This window comes from Roseivivax sp. CAU 1761 (genome assembly GCF_054482755.1).
On the sequence record NZ_JBTLRM010000009.1, the window covers coordinates 19,785 to 31,592 of the forward strand.

General features: G+C 70.8%; 11 protein-coding genes. 7 read left to right on the forward strand and 4 right to left on the reverse strand.

Going from position 1 to position 11,808, the window contains the following annotated elements:
• Window positions 1-29: 29 nt before the first annotated feature.
• A complete protein-coding gene (locus ACXYMW_RS07765; RefSeq protein ID WP_459034741.1) occupies window positions 30-875 on the reverse strand; it encodes an IclR family transcriptional regulator in 846 nt (281 codons plus the stop codon).
• Between the two features lie 264 nt (window positions 876-1,139).
• On the opposite strand from ACXYMW_RS07765, the gene ACXYMW_RS07770 reads away from it, so the two are divergent.
• Together ACXYMW_RS07770 and ACXYMW_RS07775 are read left to right on the forward strand one after the other, a co-directional pair.
• On the forward strand, window positions 1,140-1,619 hold the full coding sequence (locus ACXYMW_RS07770; RefSeq protein WP_459034742.1) for an NUDIX hydrolase: 480 nt from the start codon (window positions 1,140-1,142) through the stop codon (window positions 1,617-1,619).
• A gap of 36 nt (window positions 1,620-1,655) precedes the next feature.
• Window positions 1,656-3,131 carry an inorganic phosphate transporter gene (locus ACXYMW_RS07775; protein WP_459034743.1) on the forward strand — a complete coding sequence of 492 codons (1,476 nt, stop codon included), beginning with the start codon at window positions 1,656-1,658 and terminating at the stop codon, window positions 3,129-3,131.
• A 22-nt stretch (window positions 3,132-3,153) separates the two neighbouring features.
• On the opposite strand, the gene xylA is transcribed toward ACXYMW_RS07775, so the two are convergent.
• The 3 genes from xylA to ACXYMW_RS07790 all read right to left on the reverse strand — a co-directional run bounded on the left by xylA (window position 3,154) and on the right by ACXYMW_RS07790 (window position 6,160).
• The gene (xylA, locus tag ACXYMW_RS07780) at window positions 3,154-4,458 is read right to left on the reverse strand and encodes a xylose isomerase (RefSeq protein WP_459034744.1); all 1,305 of its coding nucleotides are present in this window, start codon (window positions 4,456-4,458) and stop codon (window positions 3,154-3,156) included.
• A 161-nt stretch (window positions 4,459-4,619) separates the two neighbouring features.
• Window positions 4,620-5,246 (reverse strand): nucleoside/nucleotide kinase family protein, encoded by a 627-nt coding sequence (locus tag ACXYMW_RS07785; RefSeq protein WP_459034745.1) that lies wholly within the window; start codon window positions 5,244-5,246, stop codon window positions 4,620-4,622.
• Complete coding sequence (locus ACXYMW_RS07790) at window positions 5,246-6,160, reverse strand: LysR substrate-binding domain-containing protein (protein ID WP_459034746.1); 915 nt, start codon at window positions 6,158-6,160, stop codon at window positions 5,246-5,248. Before ACXYMW_RS07790 ends, ACXYMW_RS07785 begins: the two co-directional genes overlap by 1 nt.
• A 196-nt stretch (window positions 6,161-6,356) precedes the next feature.
• Between ACXYMW_RS07790 and katG the strand changes: the two genes are divergently transcribed.
• The 5 genes from katG (at window position 6,357) to ACXYMW_RS07815 (ending at window position 11,761) form a co-directional block, all read left to right on the forward strand.
• Window positions 6,357-8,591, forward strand: coding sequence for a catalase/peroxidase HPI (gene katG / locus ACXYMW_RS07795; protein WP_459034747.1), 2,235 nt, complete (start codon window positions 6,357-6,359; stop codon window positions 8,589-8,591).
• Window positions 8,592-8,745: 154 nt separating this feature from the next.
• Window positions 8,746-9,036, forward strand: coding sequence for a ribbon-helix-helix domain-containing protein (locus tag ACXYMW_RS07800; RefSeq protein WP_459034748.1), 291 nt, complete (start codon window positions 8,746-8,748; stop codon window positions 9,034-9,036).
• Between the two features lie 137 nt (window positions 9,037-9,173).
• Entirely contained in the window at window positions 9,174-9,569 is a 396-nt protein-coding gene (locus tag ACXYMW_RS07805; RefSeq protein WP_459034749.1) for a VOC family protein, read from the forward strand.
• A gap of 71 nt (window positions 9,570-9,640) precedes the next feature.
• Entirely contained in the window at window positions 9,641-10,165 is a 525-nt protein-coding gene (locus ACXYMW_RS07810; RefSeq protein ID WP_459034750.1) for a twin-arginine translocation signal domain-containing protein, read from the forward strand.
• Window positions 10,166-10,189: 24 nt separating this feature from the next.
• Window positions 10,190-11,761, forward strand: coding sequence for a GMC family oxidoreductase (locus tag ACXYMW_RS07815; RefSeq protein WP_459034751.1), 1,572 nt, complete (start codon window positions 10,190-10,192; stop codon window positions 11,759-11,761).
• Window positions 11,762-11,808 lie beyond the last annotated feature (47 nt).

An 11,808-nucleotide genomic window follows, 5' to 3' on the forward strand; every position in this document is an offset into this window, starting at 1 on the left:
AGGTCTCCTCCGTCCTGTGGTCTCGCAGTTCAGCGGGCGCGCGCCCGCAGCTTGTTGGAATAATCGTTGGCCGCGGTGGTGATCTCGCGGATCAGCCAGGCCCGGCCCTCCTCGGTGGCGTCCTCGGCCGGCATGGTCGCCGAGATCGAGGCCACCACCGCGCCGCCGCGGTCGCGCACCGCGCCGCCGATGCACACCACGCCGTCGGCGAATTCCTCGTCGTCGACGGCATATTTACGGCGCCGCACCAGCCGCAGCTCCTCCACCAGCTCCGACAGCGTAGTGATGGTGCGCGGGGTGTAGCGGGCGAGGCCGTTCTCCGAGATCACCCGCACCAGCTCGGTGTCGGGGATCCAGGCGAGGATCGCCTTGCCGGTGGCGGTGGCGTGCAGCGCCTGCATCTTGTCGAGTTCGCTGGGCTCCTTGAGCGCCGAGTCGGGGTCGCGGAAGCTCAGCTTGGTGAGCAGCGTGGTCTCGCTCAGCACCGCCAGCTGTACGCCGTAGCCGAGCTTGCGGTGCAGCGCCTCGAGATCCTCGCGCAGGATCACCGCCGGGTCCTGCTCGCCGGTGACCATCTCGTGCAGCTCGGCCAGCCGGGGCCCCAGCGCGTAGCCGGCCGAACGGCTGACCTGCTCGAGATAGCCGCGCGCCACCAGCGTCGCCACGAGGTGGTGGCAGGTGGAGCGGTGCAGGCCCAGCCGTTCGCCCATCGCCGTGAGCGTCATGCCCTCGGGCGCCATCGCCACCTCCTCGAGGATCGACAGGGCGCGGTCGACGGACTGGATGACGCGGCCGGACTCCGCGCGGATCGGCGCCTCGGCGGCCCCGTGCAGAGCGGCGGTGATGTCGTCGATGCGGGCCATCTTGTCGGTCACGGGCTTACTCCTGTTGCCGTGACGATGCGGGGAACCGGTGAGTCCCTCAAGAAGTTTGCGACAATGTCGCTGTGGGTTTCACATGATGAAAATGGGTGCGACGGGATCGCGGCGGCGGTCCTTCCATACGACCCCAACCCGCCCCTTGCGGCCTTCGGCCGATGCCCCGGCCGTCGCAGCGCCGCCCCCACTCGCCTTCCGCGGATGCCCGCCCTACACTCTGCCCGCTCCACACCTCGCCCGCCCGACGCCGACAGGATGCCGATGCTCAAGACGCTCTGGACCCAGTACCTCGCCCCGATCCTGCGCCGTCCGCCCAGGTACCAGGTCGCGGCGCTGTGCTACCGGCGCACCGGGGGGGTCGTCGACGTGCTGCTCGTCACATCGCTGCACACCCGGCGCTGGATCCTGCCCAAGGGCTGGCCGAAGCACGGGCTCGACGCCGCCGGCGTGGCGCTCGACGAGGCCTGGGAGGAGGCCGGCGTGACCCCCGAGGAAGGCCCCTACCGGCGGCTCGGGCGCTACGGCTACACCAAGCGTCTGCGCGGCGGCGTGCCGGCCGAGACCGAGGTCGACGTCTACGCCATCCCGGTGGCGGCGCTGGCCGAGGACTACCCCGAATGCGCCCGCCGCGAACGGCGCTGGATGGCCCCCGCCGATGCCGCCGCGCTGGTCGACGAGCCGGAGCTGCAGAGCCTCCTGCGCCGCGTGCCGGAACGGCTCGACGCCGCCGCCGCGGGCTGACAGGGTCGCCCCCATGCCGGCTTCCGGAGTGCCTTCTTGACCGACCGCGACCCCCATATCGTCGACCAGTGGCGGACCCTCGACCGCGACCTGAACCGCATCTCGCGGCTCGAGGCGGCGACGCTCTACACCGCCCGGCCGCTGGTCGGGCTGGGCCTCGCTCTGGTCTTCGTGACCCTGGCGGCGCTGGCGGCGGGGCTGATCAGCGGCGCCGCGCCCGGCACCCTGGTGATCGTCGTGGCGGTGGCGTTCGGCGCCTACATGGCGCTCAATATCGGGGCCAACGACGTCGCCAACAACATGGGGCCGGCGGTCGGCGCCCGGGCCCTGCCGATGGCCGCCGCGATCGCCCTTGCGGCGCTCTGCGAAAGCGCCGGGGCGCTGCTCGCCGGCGGCGAGGTGGTGGCCACGATCTCGAAGGACATCGTCGCCATCGACAGCTTCGCCGAGCGCGCGGTCTTCGTGCGGGCGATGCTGGCGGCGCTGCTCGCCGCCGCCTGCTGGGTCAATGTCGCGACCTGGATCGGGGCGCCGGTCTCGACCACCCATTCGGTGGTGGGCGGCGTGCTGGGCGCCGGGCTCGCGGCGGCCGGCCTGGGGGCGGTGAACTGGCCGGTGATGGCCGCCATCGCCGCAAGCTGGGTCGCCTCGCCGCTGCTAGGCGGGCTGATCGCCGCCGCCGCGCTGGCCTTCATCAAGTGGAAGGTGATCTATGTCGACGACAAGATCGCCGCGGCGCGGCGCTGGGTCCCGGTGCTGATCGGCGCCATGGGCGGCGCCTTCGCCTGCTACCTGGCGCTGCGGACGCTGGGCCGGTCCGAACCGCCGGGCCCGGCGCTGCTGATCGGGCTGGTCACCGGCGTCCTGCTCACCGCCCTCGCGGTGCCGCTGGTGCGCCGCCAGGCGGCGGGGCTGGAGAACCGCAACCGGTCGCTAAAGCGCCTGTTCCGCGCCCCGCTGGTGATCTCGGCGGCGCTCCTGTCCTTCGCGCACGGCGCCAACGACGTCGCCAACGCGGTGGGGCCGGTGGCCGCGATCATCGACGCGCAGACCACCGGGGACGTGCATGGCGCGGTGCCGGTGCCGGTCTGGGTCATGCTGATCGGCGCGCTCGGCATCTCCGTCGGGCTGATGCTCTTCGGCCCCAAGCTGATCCGCATGGTCGGCCACCAGATCACCAAGCTGAACCCGATGCGGGCCTATTGCGTGGCGCTCTCCGCCGCGGTCACGGTGATCGCCGCGTCGTGGCTCGGACTGCCGGTCAGCTCCACCCATATCGCCATCGGCGGCGTCTTCGGGGTCGGCTTCTTCCGCGAATGGGATGCCGGGCGTCGCCTGGGGCGCGGCGCCGGCGCGGTGCCGCGGCGCATGGCGGCCGAGGAGCGCCGGCGGCGCCGGCTGGTGCGGCGCTCGCATTTCCTCACCATCGTGGCGGCCTGGCTGGTCACCGTGCCGGCATCGGCGCTGCTCTCGGCGCTGGTCTTCCGGGCCCTCACCGGGCTCTTCGCGTGACGCCGCCCCGCCGCGCTGCTGCTCACAGGTAGCGATTCACCAGGTTCTCCAGCCGCTCCTGCCGCCCCGAGACCGGGCGCGGATCGAGCCCCGCCCGGGTGGCGCGGTCGGCGATCTCGGCCAGGCGCGCGCCGGGCGCCAGCATGGCCTGCGCCTCGGCGTGCCGCCAGCCGGCATAGCGCCCGGCCCGCGCCTCTTCGAGCCGGCCGTCCTCGAGCATCGCCGCCGCCGCCATCAGCCCGCGGGCGCAGACATCCATGGCGCCGGCATGGGCCGCCACCAGGTCCTCGGGGTCGAGCGATTGCCGGCGCAGCTTGGCGTCGAAATTCGTCCCCCCCGTGGTGAAGCCGCCGACGCGCAGGATCTCGTAATAGGCCAGCGCCACCTCGGGCACGTTGTTGGGGAACTGGTCGGTATCCCAGCCCGACTGGTAATCGTTGCGGTTCATGTCGATCGAGCCGAAGATCCCGAGGCTCGCCGCCAGCGCGATCTCGTGCTCGAAGCTGTGCCCGGCGAGGATGGCATGGCCCTGCTCGATATTGACCTTCACCTCGTCCTCGAGCCCGTAGCGCTTCAGGAAGCCGTAGACCGTGGCCACGTCGTGATCGTATTGGTGCTTGGTGGGCTCCTGCGGTTTCGGCTCGATCAGGATGGTGCCGCGGAAGCCGATCCGGTGCTTGTGCTCGACCACCAGTGCGAGAAACCGGCCGAGATGGTCGAGCTCCCGGCCGAGATCGGTGTTGAGCAGCGTCTCGTAGCCCTCGCGCCCGCCCCAGAGCACGTAATTCTCGCCGCCCAGCCGGTGCGTCACCTCGAGGCAGTCGCGCACCGTGGCGGCGGCGAAGGCGAAGACGTCCGGGTCGGGATTGGTCGCCGCCCCGGCCATGTAGCGGCGGTGGCTGAACAGGTTGGCGGTGCCCCAGAGCAGCTTCGGCCCGCCCGCCGCCATCTTCTCCGCGAAGATGTCGGCGATCCGCTCGAGCCGGTCGCGGCTCTCGGCGAGGCCCGCCCCCTCGGGCCGCACGTCGTGGTCGTGGAAGCAGAAATACGGCACGCCGAGGATGCGGAAGAACGCGAAGGCCGCCTCGGCCCGGGCCTCGGCCTGCGCCATGGTGGCGCCCGGGAACCACGGCCGCTCGAAGGTGGCGCCGCCGAACGGGTCGCCGCCCTCCCAGACGAAGCTGTGCCAGTAGGCCACGGCAAAGCGCAGATGCTCCGCCAGCGTCTTGCCCAGCACCCGCTTGTCCGGATCGTAATGCCGAAAGCCCAGCCCCTCGCCCTCGGGGTCGAAGCGCAACGGTGCGATATGGTCGAAATAGCCGCTCATCGAATGACGTCCCTCTGGCCCGGTCCGGCGCAGCCTCCGCCCCTCCCCCCATGGCCGTCAACCGCCAACCGCCCCGCCGCCTTCTTCTGAGCGAAAATATCCCGGGGGTCCGGGGGCGGCGCCCCCGGCTCTGCGCGCGAGCCGCGCGCGCCGCAGCCGCCTCAGCCGTTCCGCAGCACCAGGTCCGCCGGCCGCGAGCGCGCCAGCACCGCCGCCATGTTCGGCAGGTCGTTCGCCTCGAGCTTCTCGGCCGCCGCCGCCGCCCCGAGCCCGGCCCATCGCTCGGCGAGCCGCGTCCGCAGCACCGCCTCGGGCACCTCGATGCGCACGGCGAGGTCGAAGCGCGGGGCCAGGTCGCACCAGCCGGGATCGTCGAGCAGCAGGTAATTGCCCTCGGCGAGGATCAGCCGGGTCTCTGCGGCGATCTCGCGCGCCCCGGCGCGGGCGATCTCCAGGGCGCGGTCGAAGACCGGCACCAGCACCGGGCGGCCGGAATCGCGGCGCAGCCGGTCGAGCATCTCGGCAAAGCCGTCGAGGTCGAAGGTCCAGGGCGCGCCCTTGCGCGCGAGGTCGCCGCGCGCCGCCAGCAGCCCGTCATCGAGGTGGTAGCCGTCCATCGGCAGCACCGCGCTGCCCGGCACCGCCGCGGCCAGCGCCTCGGCCACGTGGCTCTTGCCCGAGCCCGGCGCCCCGGCCAGCGCCACCACCCGGCGCAGCGGCCCCGCCGCCATCACCCGCAGCCGCTCGGCCAGCGCCTCGAGACCGATCTCCTGTTCCGCGTCGCGCATCATCCTGCCTCCTGCCTCTCGCGCAACGCCGCCGCCGCCGCCCGGATCGCCTCGGCCACCTCGGCGAGCTGCGCCGAGAGCGGGCTGGTGCGGCGCCAGATCATCCCCACCCGGCGCGTCGGCTGCGCCCCGCGGAAGCGCGCCACCGCCACGTCGGTGCCGCGGGTCTCCACCGGCACCGCCATTTCCGGGATCAGCGTGACCCCGATGCCGGCCCCGACCATCTGCACCAGCGTCGCCAGGGACGAGCCGTCGAGCATCTCGCGCGGGCCCGCCCCGCCCAGCTTGCAGAAGGACAGAGCCTGGTCGCGGAAGCAATGCCCCTCTTCGAGGAGCAGCAGCCGCATCTCGCGCAACCGCTCGCGGTCGGGCACCGGCGCCGCCGCCTCGGCGGCCGGGCGCACCAGCACGAAGGCCTCCGAGAACAGCTCGAGCTCGGCCAGCGCCGGCTCGGAGACCGGCAGCGCCACGATGGCGGCGTCGATCCGGCCCTCGCCCAGCTCCTCGATCAGCCGCGAGGTCAGGGTCTCGCGCACATGCAGGTCGAGCGCCGGGTGGCTGGCGGTGAGCCGGGTGATGATCGCCGGCAGCAGGTAGGGCGCGATGGTCGGGATGATGCCGAGCCGGAGCCGCCCGGCCAGCTCCTCGCGCGAGGCCCGCGCCAGGTCGCCCAGCTCGTCGACGGCGCGCAGGATGGCGCGCACCCGGGGCGCGAAGGCCTCGCCGAGCGCCGTCGGGCGCACCTGCCGCGCGCCGCGCTCGAAGAGCGGCGCGCCGAGCGCCGCCTCGAGCTCGCGGATCTGCACCGACAGCGCCGGCTGGCTCACCGCCGAAGCCTCTGCGGCGCGGCCGAAATGCCGGTGCAGCGCCAGCGCGTCGAAATAGCGGAGCTGTTTGAGGGTCGGCGATATCATAAGACGATCTTATCGCTTTGATCGAAACATTCAACTTACACCAATCGGAAAGCTTTGTTAGAACCATTCCAAGAAAGCCCCGCCCGACCGAATCCGCCGCGCCGGATCCGTGTCGGCCGCGGCTTTCGGAGCATCCTCGGCGGGGCGCCCGGCGGCTTTCGGGCGCGCGCCTTTCACTGCGTGACGGAGTAGAGACATGGACGGAAACGATATGAGCCAGGGCGGTGGCTGCCCGGTGGCCGGTCACGGCGGCCTGCGCAAGCACGTGACGCTGGAAGCGCGCTCCAACCGCGATTGGTGGCCGAACCAGCTGAACCTGAAGATCCTGCACCAGAACACCGCGCTCTCGAACCCGATGGGCGAGGATTTCGACTATGCCGCGCGCTTCAAGGCGCTCGACCTCGACGCGGTGAAGGCCGACCTGACCGCCCTGATGACCGACAGCCAGGACTGGTGGCCGGCGGATTACGGCCATTACGGCCCGTTCTTCATCCGCATGGCCTGGCACTCGGCCGGCACCTACCGCACCGGCGACGGCCGCGGCGGCTCGTCCTCGGGCAGCCAGCGCTTCGCGCCGCTGAACTCCTGGCCGGACAATGCCAACCTCGACAAGGCCCGCCGCCTGCTCTGGCCGATCAAGCAGAAATACGGCGACGCGCTGAGCTGGGCCGACCTGATGATCCTGACCGGCAACGTCGCGCTGGAATCGATGGGCTTCAAGACCTTCGGCTTCGGCGGCGGCCGGGTCGACATCTGGGAGCCCGAGGAGGACATCTACTGGGGCACCGAGCAGGAATGGCTCGCCACCTCCGACAAGGAGGGCTCGCGCTATTCCGAGGGCCGGGCGCTGGAGAACCCGCTGGCCGCGGTGCAGATGGGCCTGATCTACGTCAACCCCGAGGGCCCAGACGGCAATCCCGACCCGGTGGCCTCCGGTCAGGACATCCGCGAGACCTTCGGCCGCATGGGCATGAACGACGAGGAGACCGTGGCGCTGACCGCCGGCGGCCATACCTTCGGCAAGTGCCACGGCGCCGGTGACGCGTCGCTGGTGGGCGCCGAGCCCGAGGGCGAGGACATCGCCGCGCAGGGTCTCGGCTGGGCCTCGAAATTCGAGACCGGCCGCGGCGGCCACACCATCACCTCGGGCCTCGAAGGCGCCTGGACGCCGACGCCGACCGCCTGGGACATGTCCTATTTCGACATGCTCTTCGGCTTCGAGTGGGAGCTGACCAAGAGCCCCGCCGGCGCTTGGCAGTGGCAGCCCAAGGACGTGGACGAGGCGCATATGGCGCCCGACGCCCACGAGCCCGGCAAGAAGCGGGTCACCATGATGACCACCGCCGACATGGCGATGCGCATGGACCCCGAATACGAGAAGATCTCGCGCCGCTTCCACCAGAACCCCGAGGAGTTCGCCGACGCCTTCGCCCGCGCCTGGTTCAAGTTGACCCACCGCGACATGGGGCCGAAATCGCGCTATCTCGGCAAGGAGGTCCCGGCCGAGGACCTGATCTGGCAGGATCCGCTGCCGGCCGCGGATCACCCGGTGATCGGGGCGTCCGAGATCGCCACCCTGAAGGGCAAGATCGCCGAGGCGGGCCTCTCGGTCTCCGAGCTGGTCTCCACCGCCTGGGCCTCGGCCTCGACCTTCCGCGGCTCCGACAAGCGGGGCGGCGCCAACGGCGCGCGCATCCGCCTCGCGCCGCAGAAGGACTGGGAAGTCAACGAGCCGCAGAAGCTCGCCAAGGTGCTGAGCGCGCTGGAGGGCGTCCGCGACGCCTTCAACGCCGAGGCGCCGGGCGGCAAGAAGGTGTCGCTGGCCGATCTCATCGTGCTCGGCGGCGGCGTCGGCATCGAGCAGGCGGCCAAGGCCGCGGGCCACGACATCGAGGTGCCCTTCACCCCGGGCCGCGTCGATGCCAGCCAGGAGCAGACCGACGAGGAGGGTATGTCCTTACTCGAGCCCGAGGCCGACGGCTTCCGCAACTACAAGAAGGCCGATTACACCGTGCCGACCGAGAAGCTCTTGGTCGACCGGGCGCAGCTCCTGACGCTCACCGCGCCGGAGATGACCGTGCTGATCGGCGGCATGCGGGTGCTCGACACCAACCACGAGGGCACCGCCCACGGCGTCTTCACCGAGCGCAAGGGCCAGCTGACGAACGACTTCTTCGTCAACCTGCTCGACATGGGCACCGCCTGGCAGGCCATCGACGGCTCGCCCGAGGCATTCGAGGGCAACGACCGCAAGACCGGCGCGCGCAAGTGGACCGCGAGCCGCGTCGACCTGGTCTTCGGCTCGAATTCGCAGCTCCGCGCCCTGGCCGAGGTCTACGCCCAGTCCGGCAACGAGAAGAAGTTCGTGGCCGACTTCGTGACGGCCTGGACCAAGGTGATGGACGCCGACCGCTTCGACCTGGCGGCGTGACGCCCCCTGCTCCGGGCGCGGCCAGCCGTGCCCGGAGCCCCGCCCCGGCGCTGCGACCAAGGTCGTGCCGCCGCGGGCTTTGCCGATCCGCGCGGCCCGGCTATAGTTCACGTTCCGCAGCCCCGCAGGCGGCCCGGGACAGGAGGCCACGCTCATGTGTCAGGTTTTCGCAGGCCAGAACCCGGCCCGCTACACGTCGACGACCCGGCGTCTCCGGATCAACGGGCAGAGCACCAGCATCCGGCTCGAAAACGCCTTCTGGGACATAATCGACGAGATTTCCGAGGGCGACGGGATGACCACGCCGGCCTTCATCTCCAAGCTGCATTCCGAGGTTCTGGAGCTCCGCGGCGAGCCCGAGAACTTCACCTCGCTGCTGCGCTCGGCCTGCCTGATCTTCCTCGAGGCGAAAGCACGCGACACGCTGCCGATCGCCGCGGAATGACGCCCCGGCCTGCCCCCGCGGCCACGCCGCCCGGCAGGCTCGCTCAAGCGTGATGCGGACGTAGTAACGAGCTACTACCCGGCCCCGATTCGCGCCGTCTACCCTGCCTGCGAAAGACCGCCGCAGGGGAGACCGCATTGGCCAAGGCAATCCACTCGATGATCCGCGTTCTCGACGAGGACCGCTCCGTCGCCTTCTACCGCGAGGCCTTCGGGCTCGAGATCGCCGACCGGCTCGATTTCAGCGATTTCACGCTGGTCTACATGAGCAACGCCGAGAGCGGCTTCGAGGTCGAGCTGACCGTCAACAAGGGCCGCACCGAGCCCTACGATCTGGGCGACGGCTACGGCCATCTCGCGGTGTCGGTGGCCGACCTCGACGCCGAACACAAGCGCTTCGAGGCGGCCGGGCTCGCGCCGCGCAAGCTGGTGGAATTCGCCCCCGACGGCAAGCTGGTCGGCCGGTTCTTCTTCGTCGCCGATCCCGACGGCTACCAGATCGAGGTTCTGGAGCGCTCCGGGCGCTTCGCATGACCGCATGAAAGACCGGGCCGGGCGGAAGGAGGAGCCGCCCGGCCTCCAGCACGTCCAAGGGAGGACCAGCCATGACCAGACCAGATTCGCCGCGGGGCCTGACCCGGCGGCAATTGCTGGCGCGCGCCAGCGCCGCCGGCGCCGCCTTCGTGGTGGGCAGCGGCTTCGTCGCCGCGCCGAACGCCGCCTGGGCCACCGAGCTGCAGGCGCTCGACCCGAAGAGCTTCGCCACGCTGGTGCAGATGGCGCGCGACATCTATCCCCACGACAAGGTCGGCGACGAATATTACGTCGTCGCGGTCAAGGGCTATGACAGCGCCAACGCCGCCGCCGACATCGAGGCCGGCATCGCCGCGCTCGACGAAGCGGCGCAGGCGGCGGGCCATGCCTCCTATCTCGACATCGGCTGGGAGCGCGACCGCGTCGAGGTGCTGCGCGCGATCGAGGAGACGCCGTTCTTCCAGCGCATCCGCGGCGGCCTGGTGACCGGCCTCTACAACCAGAAGGAGGTCTGGCCGATCTTCGGCTACGAGGGCGAGAGCTACATCCACGGCGGCTACCTCACCCGCGGTTTCGACGACATCGCCTGGCTCTGAGGACCGGCAAGGGAGGATCTGCAGATGGCTGCACCGTTTGAAAAGACCGACGACAGCGTCGTCGTGGTGATCGGGACCGGCGCCGGCGGCGGGGTTCTGGCCAACGAATTGGCCCAGAAGGGCGTGAGCGTCGTGGCGCTCGAGGCGGGCGGGCGCTACCTGCCCGAGGATTACGTCAACGACGAATGGGAAAGCTTCGGCCAGCTCGCCTGGACCGATCCGCGCACCACCTCGGGCGACTGGCGGGTGGCGAAGGATTTCTCCGGCCTGCCGGCCTGGATCGTCAAGGCGGTGGGCGGCACCACCACGCACTGGGCCGGCGCCTCGCTGCGCTTCCAGCCGCATGAATGGAAGGCCCGCACGACCTATGGCGAGGTCGCCGGCGCCAGCCTGCTCGACTGGCCGATCGACGATGCCGAAATGGCGCCGTGGTACGACAAGGCCGAGGCCAAGCTCGGCGTGACCCTGACCGGCGGCCGCGCCGCCCTGCCCGGCTGCAACAATTACAAGGTCTTCGAGGCCGGGGCCAAGAAGCTCGGCTACGAGAAGGTCCATACCGGGCGGATGGCGATCAACTCGGCCGATTACGACGGCCGCATGGCCTGCCAGCAGACCGGCTTCTGCTTCCAGGGCTGCAAATGGGGTGCCAAATGGTCGGCGGCCTATACCGACATCCCGCGCGGCGAGGCCACCGGCAATCTCGAGGTGCGCGAGAAATGCCACGTGGCGCGCATCCTGCACGACGACGGCGGCAAGGTGACGGGGGTCGAGTATTTCGACGCCGAGGGCAACCTGCAGATGCAGAAGGCGCGCATCGTCGCGGTCGCCGGCAATTCCTTCGAGAGCCCGCGGCTGCTGCTCAATTCGGCCTCCTCGATGTTCCCCGACGGGCTCGCCAATTCCTCGGGCCAGGTTGGGCGCAACTACATGCGGCACATGACCGGGTCGGTCTACGCGACCTTCCCCGAACCGGTCCGGATGTGGCGCGGCACCACCATGGCCGGCATCATCCAGGACGAGGCGCGGCACGATCCGTCGCGCGGCTTCGTCGGCGGCTACGAGCTCGAGACGCTGTCGCTGGGCCTGCCCTTCATGGCGGCCTTCCTCGATCCCGGCGCCTGGGGCCGCGAATTCACCACCGCGCTGGACAGCTACGAGAACATGGCGGGCATGTGGATCGTCGGCGAGGACATGCCGCAGGAGACCAACCGCGTGACGCTCAACACCGAGGTCACCGACCAGCACGGCCTGCCGGTGGCCAATGTCCACTTCTCGGACCACGAGAACGACACGGCAATGCGCGCCCATGCCTACAAGCAGGGCCAGGCGATCTACGAGGCGGTGGGCGCCACCCGGACGCTGCCGACCCCGCCCTATCCCTCGACCCACAATCTCGGCACCAACCGGATGTCGGAGCGGGCCGAGTACGGCGTGGTCAACAAGTGGGGCCAGAGCCACGACATCGCCAATCTCTTCGTCTCGGACGGGTCGCAATTCACCACCGGGGCGGCGGAGAACCCGACCCTGACCATCGTGGCGCTGGCGATCCGGCAGGCCGATCACATCGCGCGGGAAATGTCGGCCCGGAACCTCTGAGGCCGGCTCGAACAGGGGGGCGCCGCCTGGCCGGCGGCGCCGCTTGC